Raw genomic sequence first — 22,945 nt, forward strand, 5'->3', positions numbered from 1 at the left:
TTCGAGGCTCAGCACTTCGAGGCTCGCTTCGCTCGCACCTCAGTACAAGCTCCGCGGCCCTCCCACCTCAATCAGCGGTGCGCGCGCGCCACTCGTCGGCGAGCACGGCGTACGTCATCGCGTCGAGCCAGCCCTTGGTGCGGTGCAGCGAGTCCTGCACGGCGTACTCCTCGCGGCGCATCCCGATCCGCTCCATCAGCCGCCACGACGGCTCGTTGTCGGCGAAGCAGAGCGCCTTGATCCGGCGCAGGCCGAGGTCGTCGAAGCAGATGCGCAGCAGCTCGGCGGCCGCCTCGGTCGCCAGGCCCCGACCGGCGTACGCCGGGTCGATCGCCCAGCCGATCTCGGCCTGCACGCCCTTGGCCTGGTCGGCGACGTCGCTCTGCGCCCATGCGTCGGAGATGTTGAGGTAGAGGTCGCCCACGGCCCGTCCGTCGAGCTCGACCACGAGCGTGCGGGCCATCGAGTCGGGTGGCGACATCTTCTCAGCGAACCGCTCGAGGGTCGAGAAGTCGTGCCCCAGCCACTCGTACATCGACGGGATCCGCCGGTACTGCCACAGCGTCTCCACGTCGTCGGCGACCATCGGGCGGATCGTCAGGCGGGCGGTGCGCACCGGCCAGGCGACGGCGCTGAGGTCCTGAGGCGGTGCTGGATCGGTCGGCGGGTCCTGCGTCATGCGTTCAGTGTCGTGCCTCGAGACCGACGGCGTCGCGCAGTTTTCGCACCGACGCCGTGAGCGACGGGTCGTGCTGCGCCTGCGACTCCATCAGGTCGGAGAGCGCCTCGGCCAGCACGTTCAGCTTCTCCTGCGCGGCCTCCTCGGAGCGCTTGCCGGCGTTCTCCAGCAGCACGAGCAGCAGCAGCGACAGGACACTGGAGACCGTGTGGATGGCGTACTGCCACGACTTCAGGTCCGCCCAGAACGGCACGCTGACGAACCACACGACCACGATGGCCACGCAGACGAAGAAGAACGGCGCCCGGCTGACCCGGTCGTACGTCGCCTCGACGAACCGCTCGAACGGCGTACGTCCATCTTGCTGACCCCGGGACTCCGCCGCATTGCTCCGCCGCTCCATCTCCGCACCCTAGAGCGTGTCCAGGTGCTCGGAGACCTGGTGGGTGGGTAGGCGGACCCCGATATGTCCTCGACAACGGCAGACACCCGGAGAGCGGTCTCGCTCGCTTCGCCCAACGCACGGCGGCCGCGACGGAGAAGTGGTCCCCGACGCCTACGTCGTCGCGACGTCCGCCCCGGTGCCCGGATCATCGAGCGGATCGCCCGGGTGCCGGCGATGGCGGGCGTGCTCGTCCAGTTCCCGTTGTACGCCGCGATGGCGGCCGTGCTGACCCGGGCGACCGGCAACGGGGGATCGACGGCAAGTGGCTGGTCGAGGCGCCGTACGTCATGCAGTCGGCGACCGACGTCCAGATGAACCTCGGCTGGACCGTGCCGATCCACAACGCTGCCGAGGCGCTGCCCAACCTGGTCAACCCGTTCTTCATGCTGCCGCTGCCCGCGGTGCTCGGTCTGCGAGCGCGGGACCTCGTGGGGTTCACGTTCCTGCAGTTCCTCTTCCACCTGCCGGTGGTGCTGCTCCTGCTGTGGCTGCTCGGGATGACCTTCGACTTCGTGGCGCCTGTGCCGCCGTAGGGTCAGCGTGTTCCGGGGTTGCCGCCGACGTCGTGGTGGGTGGGTGGTGGTGCGCGGCGTGTGATGTGGTTTCGCCTTCATCCCTTGATGCAACCGCGCTCCCCTCGACGAGCTCGCCGTGGGAAGTGCGGCCTGACCTTCATCCCTTGATGAAACGGCAGCCACCGTCAGCCGAGCGACGGCTCCCGGATCGGATGCGGCACCACGCCCAATGACATCTGACCGAGCCAGGCCGGCAGCTCACGCCGTACGTCGGAGGGGGCGTCGATCCGGGCGTCGCCGGCGCGGAGCGCGTCCTCCCAGGTGCGGTCGACGCGCCAGAGCCGCACCATCGTCGCCAGCGTCGTGACGACGGTCGCGGTGACGTCGAAGCCCGGGTCGTAGTCGCACACATCGGCGTCGTCGCCGTTGACGCAGAGCCACCACTGCGCCGTGCCGGCAGGCTGGTCGGTGAACTCGAACCGCACCACCGTGCGGCTCCGCGGCCACTGGTCCAGGGGGACCGACCGGCGGATGTCCCATAGCAGCAGGTGCGGGTCGAGGTCGTCCTCGCCGAGCTCGCCGATCCAGCGGATGCCCCAGGCACCGAGGCCCTCGACGACCGGCTTGAGCTCCATCCCGCAGTCCGTCAGGTGATAGCTGGTGCGTCCGTCGACCTCGTCGCGGCGGATGACGCCGGCTCGCTCGAGGGAGCGCAGCCGCTTGGACAGCAGGGCGGGCGACATCTTCGGGTTGCCCCGTCGCAGCTCGTTGAAGCGGGTGCTCCCCGCCATCAGCTCGCGCACCACGAGCAGCGTCCACCGCTCGTCCAGCACCTCCATGGCCTTCGCGACCGGGCAGAACTGACCATACGACGACATCGCACACCTCCCGTGCTCCCACGACCAGTAGACCGCCGACAGCAGGGTGGGCACCAGTACAGATCCTGAACCGATGGTGGTTCAGACCTGGCACTGGAGGGCGAGGGCGGATCGGGCGGAGGCTTTCGTCATGACTACTTCAACGACTCCACGCACTCAGAACCCCACCCCGCTCTGGGCTCTCGGCGACTACCACGCCGTCGCCACGGAGCTCATCGCCCCTCTCGGGCCCCGCGTGGTCGAGGCCACCGGCATCGGACCGGGCCAACACGTCCTCGACGTCGCGGCCGGCACCGGCAACGCCGCACTGCCTGCCGCGCGCACCGGTGCCGACGTCGTCGCCTCCGACATCACCCAGGCCCTGCTCGACATCGGGCAGCGTGCCGCGGACGCCCAGGGTCTGGACCTGGACTGGCGCGCCGACGACGCCCAGGCCCTGCCGTACGACGACGCCGAGTTCGACGCGGCGATCTCCTGTGTGGGGGTGATGTTCGCGCCCCGGCACCAGGACGCCGCCGACGAGCTGGCGCGCGTCGTACGCCCCGGTGGCCGGATCGGCCTGATCAGCTGGACGCCGGAGGGCTTCATCGGCCGGATGTTCGCGACCATGAAGCCCTACGCGCCGGCGCCGCCTCCCGGCGCGCAGCCCCCGCCGCTCTGGGGCGACGAGGCCCACGTGCGCGGGCTGCTCGGCGACGGAGTCACCGACGTCGTCGCCGTGCGGGAGACCGTGTCGATCGACCGGTTCGCCAGCGGAGCGGAGTTCCGCGACTTCTTCAAGGCGACGTACGGCCCCACGATCATGGTCTACCGCTCGATCGCCGACGACCCGTCACGGGTGGCCGAGCTCGACGCTGCTCTGGCCGCGCTCGGCGACTCCGCGCTGGTGGACGGACGGATGGAGTGGGAGTACCTGCTGCTCACCTGCCGCCGCGCCTGACAGAGTCGAGTCGTGTGCCTGAGGACGGTCCATGCACCGGTGTCAGGCACACAACCCGTCACACGGCGACGTACACCTCGTCCACCTCGGTGTCGTGGTCGACGCCGGGCTCCATGCCCCAGAGTCCCACCTCGGCGCCACCGAGGGTGGTGAACGGCTCGAGGTCGGCGGCGAGGACGTCGGGGGTCAGCAGGCGGTCGCTCATGAGTCGAAACCCAGTCCTACGGCGTCGAGGGTCTTCAGGAAGAGGTTGCGTCGGCCCTCGCGGTGGTCGGCGCGGTCCAGCGACCAGCGAGTCGCGTTGATGCCGATCGACGCGAACGGCTCCGGCGGGAACGGCAGCGGCTTGCGCTGCACCATCTCCAGCCGGGTCCGCTCGGTCGCGAGCCCGGACAGCCGGTCCAGCATCACTTCGGCGGCGAAGCGGGTCGCGCCGACACCGAGCCCGGTGAAGCCGGCGGCGTACGCGACCCGGCCGCGCGACGCGAGACCGTGGAACGCCACGAACTGCGTGGAGGTGTCGATCGCGCCAGCCCAACGGTGGCTGAACCCCAGGCCCTCCAGCTGCGGGAACGCCGCGAGGAAGTGCGACGCCAGCGTCGCGAACGTCGCCGGCCGCTCCTCGTACGACCCACGCACGCGACCGCCGGTCGGGTAGATCGCGTCGTACCCGCCCCACAGGATCCGGTTGTCGGCGGTCAGCCGCGAGTAGTGGAACTGGTTGGCCAGGTCGCCGAGGCCCTGGCGGTCGGCCCAGCCGATCGAGGCGAGCTGCGCGTCGGACAGCGGCTCGGTCATCAGCACGTAGTCGTAGACCGGCACGGTCATGAGTCGCGTGCGCCGCAGCAACGACGGGAAGACGTTGGTCGCGAGCGCCACCCGGTCGGCGGTGACCGAGCCAACGGTGGTGCTCACGATGACCGGTCCGCGCGTCGGGGCATCGAGGTCGGTGACCCGCGTGCCCTCGTGGATCTCGACGCCGAGGTCGGTCGCGACGCGCGCCAGCTCGCGGGCCAGGCGCGCCGGATGCACGAGCGCGCAGTCGTCGCGGCTCCACTCGCCGGCCAGGAAGAGCGGGCTGTCGATCTCGCGCCGGACGGCGTCCTGATCGAGGAAGCCCTCGCCAGGAAGTTCAGCAGAGCCTCGGATCCACTCGACCTGGTGCTGCTCGACGGCGACCATGAGGGCGCCGGTGCGCTCGAACTGGCAGTCCAGCCCGAGGTCGCGGACGTCGGCCTCGAAGGCGTCCAGGTTCGAGGAGCCGAGTCGCTCGAGCTCGTCGTACTCGTCGGGCCAGCGGGACCGCCCGTTGTCCTCGCCGTGCGTCAGGCTCGCCTCGCAGAAGCCACCGTTGCGCCCGGACGCCGCCCACCCGATCGTGTTGGCCTCGAGCAGCACCACGCGCGCACCGGGATTGCGGCGCTTGGCGAGGACCGCCGTCCAGAGACCGCAGTAGCCGCCGCCGACGACGGCGAGGTCCGCCGTCGTCGAGCCGGTGAGCGCGTCGTACGTCGTGGCGGGGGCGTCCTCCAGCCAGAAGACGCCGTGCCGCGACGGCGCCAGCGCGGCCTCCACCGCGCCCGGCGCCGGCGCGTTGCGCTCGTACGCCGTCTGCCTAGCCGACATGCACGTCGCCGGCCTTGAGCGCCTCGTCGAGGATCGCGAGACCTTCGCGCGCCTCGTCGTCGCTCATCGTGCACGGCGGCACCACGTGGATGCGGTTGGTGTTGGAGAAGGGCAGCAACCCGGCCGACTTGCAGGCGCCGACGATGTCGCCCAGCCCGGCCGCTGTCATCGGCGCGCGGGACTCGGGGTCGGTGACCAGGTCGAGCGCCCAGAAGGCGCCGAGGCCGCGGACCTCCCCGACGCACGCGTGGCGCTCCGCGATCTCGGCGAGACCGGGACCGAAGATCTCGCGGCCGAGCCGGTCGGCGTTCTCGACGATGCCCTCGTCGCGCATCGTGTGGATCGTCGCGACCGCGGCCGCGCAGGCGAGGGGGTGGCCGGAGTAGGTGAGCCCGCCGGGGTACGGCAGGTGGTCGAACGTCGACGCGATCTCGTCGCTGATGATGACGCCCCCGAGCGGGACGTAGCCGGAGTTCACGCCCTTGGCGAAGGTGATCAGGTCCGGGCGGACGTCGTACCGGTCCAGCGCGAGCCAGCTGCCGGCGCGACCGAAGCCGGCCATCACCTCGTCGAGGATCAGCTTGATGCCGTGCTGGTCGCACAGCGCGCGAACGCCGGCGAGGTAGCCCGGCGGCGGCGCGAAGATGCCCGCGGTGCCGGGGATGGTCTCGAGCAGGATCGCCGCGATCGTCTGCGGGCCCTCGGCCTCGATCGTGCGGCGCAGGTGGGCGAGCGCGCGCTCGCACTCCTCCTCCTCGGTCGTCGCCTGGAACTCCGAGCGGTAGAGGAACGGACCGAAGAAGTGCACGGCGCCGGCGGTCGCGGTGTCGTTGGCGAAGCGGCGCGGGTCGCCCGTCAGGTTGATCGCGGTCTGGGTGCCGCCGTGATAGCTGCGGTAGGTCGTCAGCACCTTGAAGCGCCCGGTCTGCAGCCGCGCCATGCGGACGGCGTGCTCGTTGGCGTCGGCGCCGCCGTTGGTGAAGAAGACCTTCTCGAACCGGTCGGGTGCGATGCCGGCGATCAGCTCCGCGGCCTGCGCCCGCTGCTCGTTGGCCATGGCGGGCGCGATCGTGCACAGTCGGTCGGCCTGCTCCTTGATCGCCGCGACCACCCGCGGGTGCTGGTGGCCGATGTTGGTGAATACCAGCTGGCTCGAGAAGTCGAGGTAGCGGCGGTCCTCGTCGTCCCACACGTAGGACCCGCGGGCGGCCGTGATGACCATCGGGCTGATCTCGGCCTGGGCGGACCAGGAGTGGAAGACGTGCTTGCGGTCCAGCTCGTACGCGGTGCTCATGGTTCGATCCTCTCGGAGGGCGAAGAGTCTCGTCGGTCGGCCGATGAGATTCTCAGTGGTTCTTGGGGAAGGCCAGCTCGAGGCCGCCGACGGTGCCCGGGTCGGGCCATCGGGTCGTCACCACCTTGCCCCGGGTGAAGAAGTGCACACCTTCGGTGCCGTGGGCGTGGGTGTCGCCGAAGAGCGACGCCTTCCAGCCACCGAACGAGTAGTAGGCCATCGGCACCGGGATCGGCACGTTGACGCCGACCATGCCGACCTGCACGTCGGTCTCGAAGGCGCGCGCGGCGCCGCCGTTGCTGGTGAAGATCGCGGTGCCGTTGCCGTACTTGTTGGCGTTCACCAGGTCGAGCGCCTCCTGGTAGGTGCCGGCGCGGACGACGGCGAGCACCGGGCCGAAGATCTCGTCGGTGTAGACGCTCATCGTCGGCGTGACGTGGTCGAAGAGGGTCGGGCCGAGCCAGAAGCCGTCGGCCGCGCCCTCGGCGTCGACCTCACGCCCGTCCACGACCAGGGTCGCGCCCTCGGCTGCGCCGGCGTCGACGTACGACGCCACCTTGTCGCGGTGCACCTTCGTGACCAGCGGGCCCATGTCCGTGTCGAGTGCGCCGTCGCCGATCGTGAGCGTGGCGGTGCGCTCGGCGATCTTCTGCACGAGGGTGTCGCCGGTGTCGCCGACGGCGACCACGACGCTGATCGCCATGCAGCGCTCGCCGGCCGAGCCGTAGCCGGCGCTGACGGCGGCGTCGGCGGCCAGGTCGAGATCGGCGTCCGGGAGGACGACCATGTGGTTCTTGGCACCGCCGAGGGCCTGCACCCGCTTGCCGGCACGGCTGGCGCGCTCGTAGACGTACTCGGCGATCGGCGTCGAGCCGACGAAGCTGATCGACGCGACGTCGGGGTGGTCGAGCAGCCCGTCGACGGCGACCTTGTCGCCCTGCAGGACGGTGAAGACGCCGTCGGGCAGACCGGCCTCCTGCCACAGCTCGGCCATCCAGATCGCGGCGGACGGGTCCTTCTCGCTCGGCTTGAGCACGACCGCGTTGCCGGCCGCGATCGCGATCGGGAAGAACCACATCGGCACCATGGCCGGGAAGTTGAACGGGCTGATGATGCCCACCACGCCGAGCGGCTGGCGCAGCGAGTGGACGTCGACGCCGGTGGAGACCTGCGGGGAGTTGCCGCCCTTGAGCAGGTGCGGGATGCCGCACGCGAACTCGACGACCTCCTGGCCGCGGGACACCTCACCGAGGGCATCGGAGAGGACCTTGCCGTGCTCGGCGGTGATGATCGCGGCCAGCTCTGCCTTGCGGGAGTTGAGCAGCTCACGGAAGCGGAAGACCACCTGGGTGCGCGCGCTGACCGAGGTGCGGGCCCAGTCGCTGGCCGCCTTCTTGGCGGAGGCGACCGCGGCCTCGATCTCCTCGGGCCCGGCGAAGGCGACCTGAGCGGTGACGAGCCCGGTCGCGGGGTTGGTGACGTCGCCGGTGCGGTCGCTGCTGCCGGGGTGGGCCTTGCCGTCGATCCAGTGAGAGATGGTGGTCATGTCGCCATCGTGCCCCCGCTCGCCCGCCTCGGGCGAGGGACGGTCTGTCGCCAATCGGCGTCATCGTGGGACAGTACGTCGTATGCCCGTCACCGTGCGAGAAGCACTCGACCTCCCCGTGCTCGCCGCGGGCGACCCGGTCGTGCTCAGCGGGGACGGGGGCGGCGGCGCCGGCCTGGACGCCGACCTCCGCTGGGTGCACGTCTCCGAGGTCCGCGACATCGGCGCGCTGCTGGTCGGCGACGAGCTGGTGCTCACCACCGGCCTCGGCATGGCCGCCTCACCGGAGGCGGCGGCCGACTTCGTCGACCAGCTCGTCACGGTCGGTGCGGCCGGCCTGGTGGTCGAGCTGAGCGCGGCGTACCCGAGCGTCCCCGAGCTGGCGCTGCGCCGGGCCCGCGCGGCCGGCCTGCCGGTGGTGGTGCTCAACCGCAAGGTGCGGTTCGTCGAGGTGACCGAGCAGGTGCACCGCGCGATCGTGGCGGACCAGTACGACGACCTGCGCTTCGCCGGAGAGGTGCACCAGACCTTCACCGAGCTCGGTCTGGCGCGGGCACCGATGGCGCGACTGGTCGAGGCGGCGGCCGACCTGATCGGGCAGTCGATCGTGCTCGAGGACCTCTCGCGCCGGGTGCTGGTCGCGGCTGCCCGGGAGGAGCCGGTCGACCGGCTGCTCGTCGACTGGGAGCGACGGTCGCGGCTCACGCCGTACCTCAAGGAGAGCGGCAGCGGCGGGCCGGAGCGCTGGCTGACCACGCCGGTCGGCATCCAGGGCGGCGCGTGGGGTCGGTTGGTCCAGCCGGGCGGTCGCCGCGGGGGCCGGGCAGTTCAGGTGCTCGAACGCGCGGCCCAGGCCGTCGAGCTCGGCCGGATGATCGAGCGCGACGAGACGTCGGTCCAGCTGCGCGTGCACGGTGGGTTCCTGCTCGACCTGCTCGGCGGACGGCTCGGGAGCGAGGCCGCGGCCGCGGCGAGGCTGCGTGTGCTCGGCGTGCCCGAGTCGGGCTCGTACGTCGGCGCGGCCGCGCGTCTGCGGTCCGAGCCGTCGGTGGACCGGCTCGTGTCCGCGCTCGGCAACGTGCCGGGACTGGTCGGCGTGCTCGACGCGGTCCACGTCGGACTGCTCGTCCCCGTCGGCGTCGACCTGGACGCGGCGGCTCGCGTCCTGATGGGCGTCGAGCCCGACGCCGTGCTGGCAGCGGGACCGCCGGTCACCGGTGTGCTCGCGGCCGCGACCTCGCTGCGGTCCGCGCGGGTGGTCGCCGACGTGGCCGCGTCGATGCCGCCGTACGCCGGCTGCGTGCGGCAGGCCGACATCCGGCTCCCCGGCCTGCTGATGTCGCTGCGCGAGGACGCGCGCCTGCAGGAGTTCGCCGAGGCCGAGCTGGGCCGCCTGCTCGAGCACGAGGCCCGCCACGGAGGCGGGCTGGTCACCCTGCTGCGCCAGTTCCTCGCCGTCGGCGGCAACAAGGCCGAGCTCGCCCGGGTCGCCCACCGCAACCGCACCTCGCTCTATCCGGCCCTGCGGCGGCTCGAGGAGCTGGTCGGTCATCCTCTGGACGACCCCGCCTCCCGGCTCTCCCTCGGGGTCGCGCTGCTGGCGTACGACCAGGGCCGCGAGTTGTAACCGCGTTACAAGGGCGAGCGCACCGTGCGCAGGCTCGTCGCGAACCCGGGCTGAGCGTTCTGTCCGGACCGTGGTGCGACGAACAGCACGGCCACGGCGGCAGCCAGCAGGAGAGGGGCGGACGCCGCCTCGGTCCACGGTGCGGTGTCGTAGGACACGTAGCCGGCGAAGACCGGTCCGAAGAGCAGCGCCGCCGGGATCGGCGTGGCGAACCCGAGCAGGACGGCGACCGGCAGAGCCCGCTTGGGGCGTACGCCGGGAGCAGCGGCGGCGAGCGCCGTCAGGCAGGCCGGCCACGCGAGGCACCAGACCACGAAGACGAGACCGACCCCAGGCATGCTCACGAGCTCGCCGGCCTGGCCCGACCGCAGGGTGTAGACGCCGAGCAGTGCGAGGCTCACCGCGGGGACGACGGCGACCAAGGTCGCGAAGCGCCGCCACCGCACCCCGACGCCTGTGTGCCGGCGAGGCCGGTCGGGCGGCAGCACCGTCGGCAGCAGCGCAGCGGCGACCGCGAGAGCGAGGAGCGCCCCGCCGTACAGTTCGGCCGCCTGCCCGATGGGCATCCAGGGATCGCCCGGGAACTGGAAGTCGTACTCGTGGCTCTGCAGGCGCAGGCAGGCATCCGAGTCGAAGCCGCCTCGCGGGCAGGCCGGCCACCAGCGCTGCCAGGCCGCGGCGTACGTCATCGCGGCCGCACCAGCCAGCGCGACCGCGACCACGATCCGGAGCAGCCAGTTGGCCACAGGTCGATCAAACCACTCCTGCAGCACGACCGCTAGGACACGCAGCACGTCCCACGGTGTCTCGCGCGTCGTCGTGGTCAGGTGCGCGACGTCGTGCACCGGCCACGACGCGCAGAGCGACGGCTCCGCCCATTCGGATGGCGCGAGGTCGTCGAGGAGGTCGGCGAGGGTAGGCGCTCGGCACGTACGGCGGCCTGGGCAGCATCGGGAGTCACGCCGATCCGGCCACCACGGGGGTCGGAACTCATCGCCGACCGGCGACTACTCCGACGCGACCGCCATGGTCGTGCCGAGACCGATCATCATCACGCCGCCGGCGACGCCGAGGGTGTCGAGCCGCTGGGGTCGCCGGGCGAACCAGTCGCGGGCCTTGCTCGCCGCGAGCGCCCACACCGAGTCCGACGCGAGACACATCGCCCCGAACGCCAGGCCGAGCAGGGCCAGCTGCGCGCCGGCATGGCCGGCGGGCTCGTTGACGAACTGCGGCAGGAAGGCCACGAAGAAGACGATCGTCTTCGGGTTCGTGACGCCGACGATGAAGCCGACCCGCAGCGACTTGCGGGCCGACGCACGGGCGATCTCGAGGTGGTCGACGGCGCCGAGCGCGGCCCTGGCGTCGGCGCGGTGCCGGATGGCCTGGATGCCGAGCCACACGACGTACGCCGCTCCGGCGATCTTCAGGGTCATGTAGGCCTGGGCGCTGGCGGCGACCACCGCGCCGAGACCGACGGCGACCAGGAACACCTGGGTGGTGATGCCGAGCGCGTTGCCGACGACCGAGAGCAGGGCGTCGCGGCGGCCGACCGTGAGGGCGCGACCGATCGTGAAGAGCAGGCTCGGGCCCGGCACCTGGATGAAGAGGATGCTGGCCACCACGAAGGCGAGCCACTGGTTCGTCGTCGGCATGCGCCTATTGTGACGGTCGCCCGTCCAAGCCGCACCGGGTTTCACCTTGGGGGAGGATGTCGCCATGGGCGCCGGACATTCGCACGGGTCGCACCGAGCGAGCCACTCCGGCGGTGCTGGCGACCTCGAGGTGCCGCGCGGTCCGCGGCTCGCGCTCCTCGGCTCGCTCGCCGTGGCCGGCATCGCGGCACTGATGGGGCTCCTGCTGCTGTGGCCCGACGGCGCCGAGGTCGACCGCATCGCCGACAGCGCCAACTTCGCGGCTCCCGGCGTGACCTTCCCCACCGGCACCGTGGACAGCATCCACGCCTCATGCCCTCAGGCCGAGGTCGCCTCCGACGGTGACTGCGGCCGGATCGAGATCACCGTCGACGACGGCGCCGGCAAAGGGGACCAGGCCACGGTCCAGGTCTCCCCGCAGGTCCTGGACTCGGGGCTCTCAGCCGGCGACAACGTACGGCTCCAGCGCATCCCCGGCGAGGGTGACGCGGACCCGACGTACACCTACTTCGGCACCGAGCGGGGCGGCCCGCTGCTCGTGCTGCTGCTGGTCTTCGGCGGGCTGGTGCTGGTCGTTGCCCGCTGGCGTGGCCTCTTCGCGCTCGTCGGCCTCGCGTTCAGCGGCGTGGTGATCTGGAAGTTCGTGCTGCCCGCGCTGCTCACCGGGGAGTCGGGCGTCGCCGTCGCCCTCACCGCCTCGGCGCTGATCATGTTCGTCGTCCTCTACACGACGCACGGGTTCTCGCTGCGCACCAGCGCGGCCCTCGCCGGCACCCTGGTCGGCGTCGCAGTGATCGCGGGCATCGGCGTCCTGGCGACCGGCGCGACCCGGCTCACCGGCATCGGTGACGACCAGGCCGGCATCCTGTCCTCGCTCGTCGGCGACTTGAGCTTCCAGGACCTCTTCGCGTGCGCGGCGATCATCGCCGGCCTCGGCGTGCTCAACGACGTCACGATCACCCAGTCGTCCGCGGTGTGGGAGATCCGGGCGGCCTCCCCGGGCATGGGCCGCGCGCAGCTCTTCGCGAGCGGCATGCGGATCGGCCGCGACCACATCGCGTCCACGATCTACACGATCGTCTTCGCCTACGCCGGTACGGCGCTCGCCGTGCTGCTGATCCTGCGCCTCTACGGCCTGCCGTGGGACGTCCTCCTCACGACCGAGGACATCACCCAGGAGATCGTCCGCACACTCGCGAGCAGCATCGGGCTGGTGCTCGCCGTACCCCTCACCACGGGGATCGCGGCGCTCGTCGCGGCGACGTCGCGCACAACGGATCCCTTGCTGGAATAAGCATGGCTTATGCTGACAAGCATGAGCCTCACGGACCGCGAGCGTGAGATCGTCGCGCTGCTCCGGCGTGACCCCCTGATCGGGTCGGCCGCGCTGGCGCGCGAGCTCGGCACCACCCGGGCCGCCGTCAACGTGCACCTGTCCAACCTGGGCAAGAAGGGCGTCATCCTCGGACGTGGCTACGTGCTGAGCGAGCAGCAGTCCGTGGTCGTCGTCGGTGGCGCCAACATGGACGTGAAGGCCCGCAGCCGTCGCAGCATCGTGTCGGCGACCAGCAACCCCGGCACCTCCGCGATGTCGCCCGGGGGCGTCGGACGCAACATCGCCGAGAACCTCGCCCGCCTCGGCACCCGCACGCACCTCGTCGCCGCGATCGGCGCCGACGGGCTCGGCGACCAGGTGCTGGCCGCGACGTCGGGCGCCGGCGTCCACGTGGAGCAGGTACGCCGCTCCGCGCGCGCGACCGGCACCTACACGGCGGTGCTCGACACCGACGGCGAGCTCGTCGTCGCGGTCGCCGACATGGCCGCCACCGACGAGCTGTCGACCGACCACGTCAACGCCGCGCGAGACCTGATCGCCGCCGCCTCGCTGGTCGTGCTCGACGGCAACCTGGCGACGGACACCCTCGCGTTCGCGCTCGACCTCGCCACCGCCGCCGGGGTGCGGGTCGTCCTGGAGCCGGTGAGCGTCCCGAAGGCCGCCGCGCTTGCCCACCTGGTCGCCGCCGACCGCCCCCTGCACGCGATCACGCCCAACCGTGACGAGCTCGCGGCGCTGACCGGCCTGCCGACGCGCACCTCCCGCCAGGTCGAGAAGGCCGCGCGCGCCCTGCACGACCGCGGCGTCGCCCTGGTCTGGGTGCGGCTCGGCTCAGCAGGCTCGCTGCTCAGCTCGGCCGACGGGGCCGTCACGCTCGACGCCGTACCGGCCGAGGTCACCGACGTCACCGGTGCCGGCGACGCGATGCTCGCCGCGTTCTGCCATGCCCTGCTCGACGGGGCCGAGCCGGCCGCCGCCGCGGCGTACGGGCACGTGGCCGCCGCCCTCACCATCGCCAGTCCCCACACCGTCCGCCCCGACCTCACCGACCGCCTCATCAGGAGCACCCACGCATGAGCACCCCGCCGCATCCCGCCCTCCAGATCGCGCCCGAGGTCGCCGAGGCGCTCGCCGCGGGCGGACCGGTCGTCGCGCTGGAGAGCACGATCATCAGCCACGGCATGCCCTACCCGCAGAACGTCGCGATGGCGACCGAGGTCGAGGGCATCGTCCGCGAGCACGGCGTCGTGCCCGCCACGATCGCGATCCTCGACGGGCGCCTCTGCATCGGCCTCTCGCCCGACCAGCTCGAGCTGCTCGCCAGCGACGGCAACGTCACCAAGGTCAGCGTGCGCGACCTACCGTACGTCGTCGCGCGGGGTCAGCACGGCGCCACGACCGTGGCCGCGACCATGCGCCTGGCGGCGATGGCGGGCATCCGGACGTTCGTGACCGGCGGTCTCGGCGGTGTGCACCGCGGCGCTCAGCAGACGTTCGACGTCAGTGCCGACCTGACCGAGCTCGGGCAGACCTCGGTGGCCGTCGTCTCCGCCGGCGTGAAGTCGATCCTCGACATCGGCCTGACCCTCGAGACCCTGGAGACCCTGGGCGTGCCGGTCCTGGCGTTCGGCAGCGACGAGTTCCCGTCGTTCTACTCGCGCTCCAGCGGGCACGCCGCGCCGATGCGCGTCGACACCGCGGCCGAGGTCGCCGCGGTCATGCGCACCAAGTGGGACCTGGGCATCGAGGGCGGCGTCGTCATCGCCAACCCCATCCCCGCGGAGGACGAGATCCCCGCCGACGAGATCGGCGCGATCATCGACCAGGCACTCGGCGACATGGACGCGCTGGGCATCCGCGGCAAGGACGCGACGCCGTACCTCCTCGGCCGGATCATCGAGATCACCGGCGGCGCCTCGCTGACCGCCAACATCGCGCTGGTGCGCCACAACGCGCGGCTGGGCGCGGCGATCGCGGTGGAGTACGCCGGCTGACGGGTGGCTGAATGGCGCCGACTCCTCGGGCACTTCGTGAGCTTCTTGGGCACTGCACAGACCCAGAACGTCCGGGATACCCGGTGGACCGGGTATCCCGGACTTCCCCGACCCGCCGGCCGCCAGCTCTTCGCGCGACACTTCCGCGTAGGTCGCCCGTCGTTCACTCACGCCGCGCACCGTGAAGGTCATGCGCGTCGCCATCGTGACGGAGTCCTTCCTGCCGCAGGTCAACGGTGTCTCCAACACCGTGCGTCACGTCGTCGACGAGCTCGTCGACGCGCACCACGAGGTCCTGGTCGTCGCGCCCGGACCCGGGCCGGCCCACCACGCCGGGGTGCCGGTGGTGCGGGTCCGCTCCGTCGGCATGCCCGGCTACCGGTCGTTCCCGATCGGCCTGCCCGACACCGCCGTACGCCACAGCCTCGACCGGTTCGGTCCCGACCTGGTGCACCTCGCGTCCCCTATCGCGCTCGGCGTGGTCGGGCTGCGTGCCGCGCGCCGGCTCGGGGTGCCGACGGTCGCGGTCTACCAGACCGACATCGCCGGGTTCGCTCGGCAATACGGACTCCGCGCCGACCTGGTGGTCGACCGCTGGGTCGGTCGGTTGCACCGACGCGTGGACCGCACCCTGGTGCCGTCGACCGCCTCCATGGACCAGCTCGCGGCGCTCGGTGTCCGCGACCTGCACCTGTGGCGGCGCGGCATCGCGCTCGACCTGTTCGACCCCTCGCGCCGCAGCCCGACGCTGCACCAGCAGTGGACCGACGGCAGCCGGATGGCGGTCGGGTACGTCGGGCGCCTGGCGCACGAGAAGCAGGTCCACCGGCTCGCGGTCGTCGCGAACCTGCCCGGCGTCCAGCTCGTGGTGGTCGGCGACGGCCCCGCGCGCCAGGAGCTGCAGCGGCACCTGCCGGGTGCCGTGTTCACCGGGATGCTGCGCGACGCCGAACTCGCCGCGGCGTACGCCTCCCTCGATGCCTTCGTGCACACCGGCGACAGCGAGACCTTCTGCCAGACGGTGCAGGAGGCCCAGGCGAGCGGCGTCCCGGTGGTCGCCCCTGCTGCCGGCGGGCCGCTGGACCTGGTGGATCCGGGGCGCACCGGTCTGCTGTTCGACCCGACCGAGCTCGCCACGCTGCGCGACTGCGTCGCGAAGCTGCTCGCCACGCCGGGACTCCGCCGTGGCCTGGCCGACCGCGCCCGGGTCGCTGTGGCCGACCGGACCTGGGCGCGCGTCGTCGGGGAGCTCGCCGATGTCCACTACCGCGCGGTGCTGGACGGCGCCGCGGCCGCCGCGTGAGCCGACGTGCCTGGCGGCGTGCCGGGACGGGGGCAGGTGTCGTGGCGGTCGGTCTGGCGGCGACCGTCGTCGCGGCCGGCGCGACCCTCAAGGCCCAGGCCCGGATCGCCCGCAGGATCATCGGCAAGCCGCTCGGCGAGGAGGCGCTCGCCGCGGACCGCGTCTACAAGAAGAAGTACGGCGACCCGATCGACCTCCTCCTCCTCGGCGACTCGATCGCCGCCGGACTGGGCGCCGACGACCCCGGGAACACACTCGGCGGCGAGCTGGCCCGGCGTCTGACCAAGGAGACGAGGCGCGCCGTACGCCTCCACACGGCGGCCGTCGTCGGCGCCGAGACCTCCGGACTCCCTGACCAGCTGGCCTCGTTGGAGCCGGGCTACCGGGCCGACGTCGCGGTCATCGTGGTCGGCGGCAACGACATCACCCACCGGGTGCGGGTCGTCGACTCGCGTCGCCAGCTCGGCGAGGCGATCGGGGCGCTGCGCGCGGAAGGGGTCGAGGTCGTCGTCGGGACCTGTCCCGACCTCGGCGCCCTGCGCCCGCTGCCCCAGCCGCTGCGCTCGCTGGGCGCGCGGGCGTCGCGGCAGCTCGCGGCGGCCCAGCGCGAGGTCACCACCGAGCTCGGTGGCCGCGCAGTGTCGCTGGCCGAGGTGGTGGGACCGTTCTTCATCACCCAGCCCGACGAGATGTTCGCCCTCGACCGCTTTCACCCGTCCGGCGCCGGCTACCGGCGTACGGCGAAGGCGATGCTGCCCAGCGTCCTCGCCGCCCTCGGCTACGCCGACAGCGTCCCGTTCGGCCATCACCCGCCGGACGCCTCGGTCACCGGCGCCGAGAAAGTTCGGGAACCGATGCAACCGAGATCGCGGCCCGGGCGTAGACCCCTCGCGACCGGATCAGTCGGCTCGATGCTGAGGCACCTCAGAATCCGTTGACATCAGAGTATCTGGCCGCGATATCGGGACTCCTCCCGATATCTGGGCAGCACCTCATCGGGGAGGGTCGACTGCCTGAGCACCCATCCAGCACCCACGAGAAGGCAGTCATGAACCCCCTCACCGTCAACCCCGCGATCGTCCTGGACCACGCCCTGCGGTCCGGCCCCGAGAGCAGGGCGGTCAACGCCCGCCGAACGCGCCGGGCCGACCGGGCCGTGCACGCGGCGCGCTCCGCGCGGGTGGCGTTGCAGCGCGCCGGGCTCTGATGACCCGCTGACGGTCGTCGTTGGACAAATGCGCCGATTTGTCTCACGATGCCGACATGCAGTACCGACCGAGCACGGCCGAGACCTGGGCCAGCCCCTGGCAGATGTACGCCGACCTGCGTGACCACGACCCGGTCCACCACGTCGACCGGCCGGGTGGCCGGGACTACTACGTGCTGTCCCGGCACGCCGACGTGATGGCGGCGGCGATCGACACGGCGACGTACTCCTCGGCGCGGGGGCTCACGGTCGAGTACGACGAGCTCGAGACGATCGGCCTCACCGACAACCCGCCGCTGGTGATGATGGACCCGCCCGACCACACCGCCTTCCGCAAGCTCGTCGCGCGCGGATTCACACCCCGCCAGGTGACGACGCTCGAGCCGGAGGTGCGGGCGTTCGTCGTGGACCGACTCGACCGGCTTCGAGACGCGGGTGAGGGGGGACATCGTCGAGGCGCTCTTCAAGCCGATGCCGAGCATGGTCGTCGCCCACTACCTCGGCGTCCCGGAGGGCGAGCGCGAGCGCTTCGACGACTGGACCGACGCGATCGTCTCGGCCAGCTCCGAGGGCGCCATCGGCGCCGCAACCGATGCGATCGTCGAGATGATGGGCTACTTCTCCGAGCTGATCGAGCGGCGGCGGGCCGAGCCCGGCGACGACACGGTCTCCCACCTCGTCGCCGCTGGCGTCGGGGACGACGACGCCGGGATCCTCTCCATCCTCAGCTACGTCTTCACGGTGGTCACCGGCGGCAACGACACCACGACCGGGATGCTCGGCGGCGCGGTCCAGCTGCTCGAGACCGAACGCGACCAGCGGCGACTGCTGCTCGACGATCCCGCTCTCGTTCCCGACGCGGTCGAGGAGCTCCTGCGGCTGACCTCGCCGGTCCAGGGCCTCGCCCGCACCGTCACCACCGAGGTCGAACTGCACGACAGCGTCATCGCCGCGGGACGCCGCGTCCTCCTGCTGTACGCCGCCGCCAACCGCGACCCGCGTCGTTACGGGCCGGACGCCGATGAGCTCGACGTACGCCGTCGCCCCGGCCAGCTGCTGACCTTCAGTCAGGGCAACCACCACTGCCTCGGTGCCGCGGCCGCGCGGCTGCAGGCCAGAGTGGCGCTGGAGGAGCTGCTCGCGCGCTGCCCCGAGTTCACGGTCGACCTCGACGCGGTGCAGTGGGCTCCGGGCCCGTACGTGCGGCGTCCCACGACGGTCCCCATCCGGATGAAGCCATGAAGATCGACCAGGCCGAGCGCATCCTCGACGCCGCCGCGGAGCTCTTCGCCCGCGACGGCGTCACCGCGGTCGGCATGGGCGAGATCTCCCGTGCGGCCGGCTGCTCGCGGGCCACGCTCTACCGCTACTTCGAGGACCGGCACGCGTTGCACCTCGCCTTCGTGCGCCGGGAGGCCCGCCGCATCGGGGTCCGGGTGGCCGCCGAGACCGCACCGCTGCGCGACCCCGGGGAGCGGCTGGCGGCCGCGGTGCTCGTCGCGGTGCGCCTGGTCCGCGAGGTCCCCGCGCTGCTGGCGTGGTTCGGTGCGGCCGACGCCGGCACCACCGCCGAGCTGGCCCAGTCCGACGAGGTCATCGAGGGCCTCGGGCTACGGGCCGTCGGCGACCCGGACGCCGCCCGGTGGCTGGTGCGGGTCATCGTCTCCCTGCTCATCGTGCCCGGCCGCGACGATGCCGAGGAGCGCGCGATCATCGAGAGGTACGTCGTGCCCGGGGTCCTGCGCGATCGGACATAGGGCAGGCTGCTGCCATGCACTTCGTCGGGGTCGATCTCGCCTGGGGCGACCGCCAGCCCACCGGGCTCGCGGTCCTCGACGAGGACGCTCACCTCCTGCACATCTCCACGGTGCGCACCGACGAGGAGATCCGCGCCGCGCTGACGCCGTACGTCGAGGGTGCGTGCGTGGTCGGGATCGACGCGCCGCTGATCGTCGTCAACCCCACGGGGTCGCGACCCGCCGAGCAGCAGCTGACCCGCGACTTCCGCCGGTTCGAGGCCGGCGCGCACCCCGCCAACACCGGCAAGCCGGAGTTCGCGAACGGCACCCGCGGCGCGCGCATCTGCAAGATGTTCGGCCTCGACATGGACCCGCGCTCGGGCCGCAAGCGGCGCGCGATCGAGGTCTACCCGCACCCCGCGACCGTCGTGCTCTTCGGGCTCGGCAAGACATTGAAGTACAAGGCCAAGCCGGGGCGCAGCCTCGACCTGCTGCGCTCCGAGCTGCTCCTGCTGATGGACCACGTCGAGCGGCTCGTCACCACCGAACGGACCTGGCGCGAGCTGCGCACGCGGGTCGAGACCGCGACGCGCAAGGTCGACCTGCGCCTCGTGGAGGACCAGGTCGACGCGGTCGTCTGCGCCTACGTCGCGCTCTACGCCGAGCGCTGGCCCGAGCGGACCACGACGTACGGCGACTTCGAGCGCGGCTACATCGTCACGCCCACGCTGCCCGACGCGCACGCCACGATCCGGGCGGCCATCGAGGAGTACACCCGGGAGTACCCGACCCGGGTCCAGGATGCTCACGAGTACGTCGCGCTGGTCACCGAGATCCTCGACGAGGCCGGGATCAACTATCTCACCGTCACCGGCCGGGCGAAGTCCGTCGAGTCGTTCGCCGCGAAGGCCGGCCGCACCGCCGACGGGCTTCCGGTCTACGCCGACCCGCTGCGCGACATCACCGACCAGATCGGCATCCGCGTCATCACCTACGTGCGCAGCGACGTGGCTGCCGTCGCCGAGGTGCTCGGCTCGCAGCTGACGGTGCTCGACGACCGCGACCTCGGCCAGGAGACCGCGAGCGAGGGACGGTTCGGCTACGCCAGCCGGCACCTCCAGGTCGCCCGCAACGGCGGCCCGACCGCCCAGGTCCAGGTGCGCACGGTGCTGCAGCACGCGTGGGCGGAGTTCGAGCACGACATCCGCTACAAGGGCACCGTCCCGGAGGAGCACGCCCGCGACTTCGACCGGCGGTTCACCCTCGCGGCCGGGCTGCTGGAGCTCGCCGACCAGGAGTTCACGACCATCCGCGACCGCCTCCGCGGCGGGTCCGTCGCCGAGCCCGAGATCGACGCCGACGGCATCACGCCGCGCGAGCTCGCGGCGTACCTCGCCGGGCAGTACCCCGACGCCGAGTGGTCCCGCACCGACCACTACGCCTGGATCACGAGCCTCCTGCCCGAGCTCGGCATCACCACGCTGGCCGGGCTCGGCGAGGTGCTCGCCGGCGTCGACGCCGACCAGGTCACGGCGCGGATGGACTACCGGTACCCGCCCGGCGCCGTACGCCGCCTCGACGACGCCCTGCTCGCGGCGTTCGGGGACCGGTACGTCGACCTGCCCGGCAACGCGCACCGCGAGGCGCTGCTCGCCACCCGGCTGGAGCGGATGCGGGGCTGATCGGCAGATTCCGCCCTGACGGCGTCGTCGGCAGGCGATGATCTGGTCTGTGACGGATCTCGGGCCCTCGGCCGCCGGGCGGATGCCGCGCTCGGCGTGGGTGCTCGGCTGGCTGTGCCTCGCCGACCAGCTCCTGCAGCTCCAGCTCCGTGGCCTGACCGACTCCGACCCGGTGTGGGTCCTGCTGTCGGTGGTGCTCAGCGCCCTGGTCGTCGGGTGGTTCTCGGCGGGGGTCCTCCAGGCTCGCCGGGTCCGGCTCGTGATCGCGTGGATCCTGCTCTGCCTGTCCGTGCTGCTCCGGGTCTTCGGCACCCTCTCGGAGCCCGGCCCGCGTGCGCTGCTCGACCTGCTGGTGTCGATCGGTCAGGTGGTCGCGCTCGCGGCCCTCTGCGCCACGCCGTACTTCCGCGGGCAGCGCGACCGGACGCAGCCACCGAGCCGGGCCTTCGGCGGAGTCATCGCCATCGCGGTCGTCGTCGGCGTCGTGGGAGGCGTCACGGCACCCGCGGACGGCAGTGGCGCGTCGGTCCAGCTGCGGATCGGGCTCTGACCCTCAGGGTCGGTACGGCGGCGCGACACCCCAGCCCCAGCGGGGGACCGGTGCCTGCTCGACCACCTCGGCACCGGGCTGCGAGTTCTCGAGCGCCAGGCGGGTGCCCCACTCCAGGTAGCCGACGAGCGCCGCGCGGAACTCCGGGTCGGACGGCAGGTCGGCGTCGTCGGCAGCCAGGCTCATCGTCGACGCGAACCGGTGCCGCTGCTCGGCGGTGATCCCGAGGTCGCGGTGGTGCGCCAGCATCCGCTCGTAGCCGCCGAGGTCGTCGGTGTAGGTGGCCGGCCCGCCGAAGACCTCCGACCACCAGGCCGCGACGTGCGCGCGGTGCTCCTCGGTGACACCACCGGGGAAGAAGCCGCTGAGCAGCTCGTCGCGCTCCACCCGGTCGTAGAAGCAGTCGATCAACCGGCGCAGCGCCGGTCCACCGCCGGCCCACTCATAGAGGGTCGGGTCGTCAGTCATGGATCGACGCTACCGTCGGAGCATGACCCCAGCAGACGTCTACATCGACTTCTTCGAGCGGATCCTCGAGAACGGCGTCGCCGCCGTCGACGGTCTCACCGACGAGCAGCTGGCCCACCGGATCGCGCCCGACGCCAACTCGATCGCCTGGCTGATCTGGCACACGGCGCGGGTGCAGGACGCCCAGATCGCGCACTCGGCGGGCACCGAGGAGGTGTGGCTCACCCAGGGTTGGGTCGAGAAGTTCGGCCTCGACATCGATCCCGCCGACCACGGCTACGGCCACACCAGCGAGCAGGTCGGCAAGGTGCGCGCCAGCGCGGAGCTCTTGGCCGACTACCTGCGTGCGTCGCACGAGGCGACCGTCGCCTACCTGCGCACGGTGACCGAGGCCGACCTCGACGAGGTCATCGACCGCAGCTGGACGCCGCCGGTCACTCGGGGGGTCCGGCTCGTCAGCATCGCCGACGACGACGCGCAGCACGTCGGGCAGGCGGCCTACCTGCGGGGACTGCTGGAGGACTAGCCGTTCAGGGCGTGGTGCTCGTGTTCGACGCCGGTACGACGCAGCTCGCCGTCACCGGGGCTCCCTCGCAGCACGGCCGGATGTAGCCGCATCGGTCGCAGCGCGAGTGCGAGGTCTCCCACCGCATCGTCGCGCCGCAGTTGTCGCACTCCATGCCGTCCATGGGCGCGAGTATCCCACCATCAAACGGGTCGTGAGTCCGAGCGCGCGCCGGGGCGCACTCTCAGACTCACGACCCGCTGTGCTCGTCAGGCGGAGGCGCGCTTCGCCTGTGCGAGCAGCTCGGTGAGGCCGGCGGCGTCGACCTCGGGGCCGTACGCCGGCTGGTCGCGGTCGAAGCGCCAGCCCTCGGCGAGCGGGCCGACGTCGACGACGTCGTACCCGATCTCGTCGGTGAGCGCGGTGACCGTCGCCTTCGCGGCGTCGTCGTCACCGGCGATCGGGAGGGCGCGGCGGCCTGCGGTGCCGGCGGGCACGCCCTGGGTGGCGAGGTGCCCGGACTGGATGGCGTTGAAGAGCTTCACGACCTGCGACTCCGGCAGGCGCGCCTGAAGCACCTCGCTGGGAGTGGTGGCCCCGCTGTCGATCTCGGCGACGTGGCCGTCGCGCTCGAAGTAGTAGTTGTTGGTGTCGATGACGACCTTGCCGGCGAGCGGCGCGACCGGCACCTTGTCGACGGCCAGGAACGGGACCGAGACGACGACGATCTCGCCGTCCTCGGCCGCCTCCTCTGCCGTGGCGGCGCGGGCGTGGTCGCCGATCTCGGACACCAGGTCGGCGAGCGTCTCCGGCCCGCGCGAGTTGCTGATGACGACGTCGTACCCCTGCTCCGCGAAGAGCTTGGCCAGGGTGCCGCCGATGTTGCCGCTGCCGATGAAGCCGATGGTGGTCATGAAGGGCGAACGGCGTCGCGCTCGACGTTGTTCCTGGATGTCGGC

26 protein-coding genes are annotated in these 22,945 nt (G+C 72.0%); 14 read left to right on the top strand and 12 right to left on the bottom strand.

Features of this window, described 5'->3' with window-relative positions:
• Positions 1–67 precede the first annotated feature (67 nt).
• On the bottom strand, positions 68–679 hold the full coding sequence (locus ABEA33_RS18485; RefSeq protein WP_345528397.1) for a GNAT family N-acetyltransferase: 612 nt from the start codon (positions 677–679) through the stop codon (positions 68–70).
• Between the two features lie 4 nt (positions 680–683).
• Positions 684–1,082 (bottom strand): low affinity iron permease family protein, encoded by a 399-nt coding sequence (locus tag ABEA33_RS18490; protein WP_345528398.1) that lies wholly within the window; start codon positions 1,080–1,082, stop codon positions 684–686.
• Between the two features lie 308 nt (positions 1,083–1,390).
• On the opposite strand from ABEA33_RS18490, the gene ABEA33_RS18495 reads away from it, so the two are divergent.
• On the top strand, positions 1,391–1,657 hold the full coding sequence (locus tag ABEA33_RS18495; RefSeq protein WP_425577452.1) for a TIGR00366 family protein: 267 nt from the start codon (positions 1,391–1,393) through the stop codon (positions 1,655–1,657).
• Positions 1,658–1,824: 167 nt separating this feature from the next.
• On the opposite strand, the gene ABEA33_RS18500 is transcribed toward ABEA33_RS18495, so the two are convergent.
• A complete protein-coding gene (locus tag ABEA33_RS18500) occupies positions 1,825–2,571 on the bottom strand; it encodes a winged helix-turn-helix transcriptional regulator (protein ID WP_345528400.1) in 747 nt (248 codons plus the stop codon).
• A 76-nt stretch (positions 2,572–2,647) separates the two neighbouring features.
• Here ABEA33_RS18500 and ABEA33_RS18505 point away from each other — a divergent pair, with 76 nt between their 5' ends.
• On the top strand, positions 2,648–3,457 hold the full coding sequence (locus ABEA33_RS18505) for a class I SAM-dependent methyltransferase (RefSeq protein ID WP_345528401.1): 810 nt from the start codon (positions 2,648–2,650) through the stop codon (positions 3,455–3,457).
• Positions 3,458–3,515: 58 nt separating this feature from the next.
• Here the strand turns inward: ABEA33_RS18505 and ABEA33_RS18510 are convergent, their stop codons facing one another.
• Genes ABEA33_RS18510 through ABEA33_RS18525 form a run of 4 tightly spaced genes read right to left on the bottom strand, consistent with a single transcriptional unit; the run spans position 3,516 to position 7,923 of the window.
• Positions 3,516–3,662: a hypothetical protein gene (locus tag ABEA33_RS18510; protein ID WP_345528402.1), complete on the bottom strand. Its 147-nt coding sequence runs from the start codon at positions 3,660–3,662 to the stop codon at positions 3,516–3,518.
• Positions 3,659–5,083 carry an NAD(P)/FAD-dependent oxidoreductase gene (locus tag ABEA33_RS18515; protein WP_345528403.1) on the bottom strand — a complete coding sequence of 475 codons (1,425 nt, stop codon included), beginning with the start codon at positions 5,081–5,083 and terminating at the stop codon, positions 3,659–3,661. The genes ABEA33_RS18510 and ABEA33_RS18515 overlap by 4 nt, the downstream gene beginning before the upstream one ends.
• On the bottom strand, positions 5,073–6,377 hold the full coding sequence (locus ABEA33_RS18520) for an aspartate aminotransferase family protein (protein WP_345528404.1): 1,305 nt from the start codon (positions 6,375–6,377) through the stop codon (positions 5,073–5,075). The genes ABEA33_RS18515 and ABEA33_RS18520 overlap by 11 nt, the downstream gene beginning before the upstream one ends.
• A 52-nt stretch (positions 6,378–6,429) precedes the next feature.
• Positions 6,430–7,923 carry a CoA-acylating methylmalonate-semialdehyde dehydrogenase gene (locus ABEA33_RS18525; protein WP_345528405.1) on the bottom strand — a complete coding sequence of 498 codons (1,494 nt, stop codon included), beginning with the start codon at positions 7,921–7,923 and terminating at the stop codon, positions 6,430–6,432.
• 82 nt (positions 7,924–8,005) lie between these two features.
• Here ABEA33_RS18525 and ABEA33_RS18530 point away from each other — a divergent pair, with 82 nt between their 5' ends.
• Positions 8,006–9,550 (top strand): PucR family transcriptional regulator, encoded by a 1,545-nt coding sequence (locus ABEA33_RS18530; protein WP_345528406.1) that lies wholly within the window; start codon positions 8,006–8,008, stop codon positions 9,548–9,550.
• A 5-nt stretch (positions 9,551–9,555) separates the two neighbouring features.
• On the opposite strand, the gene ABEA33_RS18535 is transcribed toward ABEA33_RS18530, so the two are convergent.
• Both ABEA33_RS18535 and ABEA33_RS18540 read right to left on the bottom strand, forming a co-directional pair.
• Complete coding sequence (locus tag ABEA33_RS18535) at positions 9,556–10,395, bottom strand: hypothetical protein (RefSeq protein WP_345528407.1); 840 nt, start codon at positions 10,393–10,395, stop codon at positions 9,556–9,558.
• Between the two features lie 162 nt (positions 10,396–10,557).
• Positions 10,558–11,202, bottom strand: a complete 645-nt coding sequence (locus ABEA33_RS18540) for a LysE family translocator (RefSeq protein WP_345528408.1) — start codon at positions 11,200–11,202, stop codon at positions 10,558–10,560.
• A 64-nt stretch (positions 11,203–11,266) separates the two neighbouring features.
• Here ABEA33_RS18540 and ABEA33_RS18545 point away from each other — a divergent pair, with 64 nt between their 5' ends.
• The 10 genes from ABEA33_RS18545 (at position 11,267) to ABEA33_RS18590 (ending at position 21,013) form a co-directional block, all read left to right on the top strand.
• Positions 11,267–12,496: a YibE/F family protein gene (locus ABEA33_RS18545; protein ID WP_345528409.1), complete on the top strand. Its 1,230-nt coding sequence runs from the start codon at positions 11,267–11,269 to the stop codon at positions 12,494–12,496.
• A gap of 21 nt (positions 12,497–12,517) precedes the next feature.
• The gene (locus ABEA33_RS18550; protein ID WP_345528410.1) at positions 12,518–13,615 is read left to right on the top strand and encodes a carbohydrate kinase; all 1,098 of its coding nucleotides are present in this window, start codon (positions 12,518–12,520) and stop codon (positions 13,613–13,615) included.
• Positions 13,612–14,532, top strand: coding sequence for a pseudouridine-5'-phosphate glycosidase (locus ABEA33_RS18555; RefSeq protein ID WP_345528411.1), 921 nt, complete (start codon positions 13,612–13,614; stop codon positions 14,530–14,532). The genes ABEA33_RS18550 and ABEA33_RS18555 overlap by 4 nt, the downstream gene beginning before the upstream one ends.
• Positions 14,533–14,722: 190 nt before the next feature.
• Positions 14,723–15,835: a glycosyltransferase family 4 protein gene (locus tag ABEA33_RS18560; RefSeq protein WP_345528412.1), complete on the top strand. Its 1,113-nt coding sequence runs from the start codon at positions 14,723–14,725 to the stop codon at positions 15,833–15,835.
• Complete coding sequence (locus ABEA33_RS18565; RefSeq protein ID WP_345528414.1) at positions 15,832–16,773, top strand: SGNH/GDSL hydrolase family protein; 942 nt, start codon at positions 15,832–15,834, stop codon at positions 16,771–16,773. The genes ABEA33_RS18560 and ABEA33_RS18565 overlap by 4 nt, the downstream gene beginning before the upstream one ends.
• Before the next feature lie 110 nt (positions 16,774–16,883).
• On the top strand, positions 16,884–17,042 hold the full coding sequence (locus tag ABEA33_RS18570; protein WP_345528415.1) for a hypothetical protein: 159 nt from the start codon (positions 16,884–16,886) through the stop codon (positions 17,040–17,042).
• Positions 17,043–17,477: 435 nt separating this feature from the next.
• Complete coding sequence (locus ABEA33_RS18575; protein ID WP_345528416.1) at positions 17,478–18,284, top strand: cytochrome P450; 807 nt, start codon at positions 17,478–17,480, stop codon at positions 18,282–18,284.
• Entirely contained in the window at positions 18,281–18,799 is a 519-nt protein-coding gene (locus tag ABEA33_RS18580; RefSeq protein ID WP_345528417.1) for a TetR/AcrR family transcriptional regulator, read from the top strand. Before ABEA33_RS18575 ends, ABEA33_RS18580 begins: the two co-directional genes overlap by 4 nt.
• Before the next feature lie 14 nt (positions 18,800–18,813).
• Positions 18,814–20,463 (top strand): DUF429 domain-containing protein, encoded by a 1,650-nt coding sequence (locus ABEA33_RS18585; protein ID WP_345528418.1) that lies wholly within the window; start codon positions 18,814–18,816, stop codon positions 20,461–20,463.
• 49 nt (positions 20,464–20,512) lie between these two features.
• A complete protein-coding gene (locus ABEA33_RS18590) occupies positions 20,513–21,013 on the top strand; it encodes a hypothetical protein (protein ID WP_345528419.1) in 501 nt (166 codons plus the stop codon).
• Between the two features lie 3 nt (positions 21,014–21,016).
• Here ABEA33_RS18590 and ABEA33_RS18595 read toward each other — a convergent pair whose 3' ends face one another.
• Positions 21,017–21,481: a group II truncated hemoglobin gene (locus tag ABEA33_RS18595; RefSeq protein WP_345528420.1), complete on the bottom strand. Its 465-nt coding sequence runs from the start codon at positions 21,479–21,481 to the stop codon at positions 21,017–21,019.
• Between the two features lie 22 nt (positions 21,482–21,503).
• Here ABEA33_RS18595 and ABEA33_RS18600 point away from each other — a divergent pair, with 22 nt between their 5' ends.
• Positions 21,504–22,007 (top strand): mycothiol transferase, encoded by a 504-nt coding sequence (locus ABEA33_RS18600; RefSeq protein ID WP_345528421.1) that lies wholly within the window; start codon positions 21,504–21,506, stop codon positions 22,005–22,007.
• Here ABEA33_RS18600 and ABEA33_RS18605 read toward each other — a convergent pair.
• Positions 22,004–22,129, bottom strand: coding sequence for a hypothetical protein (locus tag ABEA33_RS18605; protein WP_345528422.1), 126 nt, complete (start codon positions 22,127–22,129; stop codon positions 22,004–22,006). The two genes, ABEA33_RS18600 and ABEA33_RS18605, sit on opposite strands and share 4 nt — an antisense overlap.
• Positions 22,130–22,255: 126 nt before the next feature.
• On the bottom strand, positions 22,256–22,900 hold the full coding sequence (locus ABEA33_RS18610; protein WP_345528423.1) for an NADPH-dependent F420 reductase: 645 nt from the start codon (positions 22,898–22,900) through the stop codon (positions 22,256–22,258).
• Positions 22,901–22,945 lie beyond the last annotated feature (45 nt).

The organism is Nocardioides endophyticus (genome assembly GCF_039543845.1).
Taxonomy (GTDB): Bacteria; Actinomycetota; Actinomycetes; order Propionibacteriales; family Nocardioidaceae; genus Nocardioides; species Nocardioides endophyticus.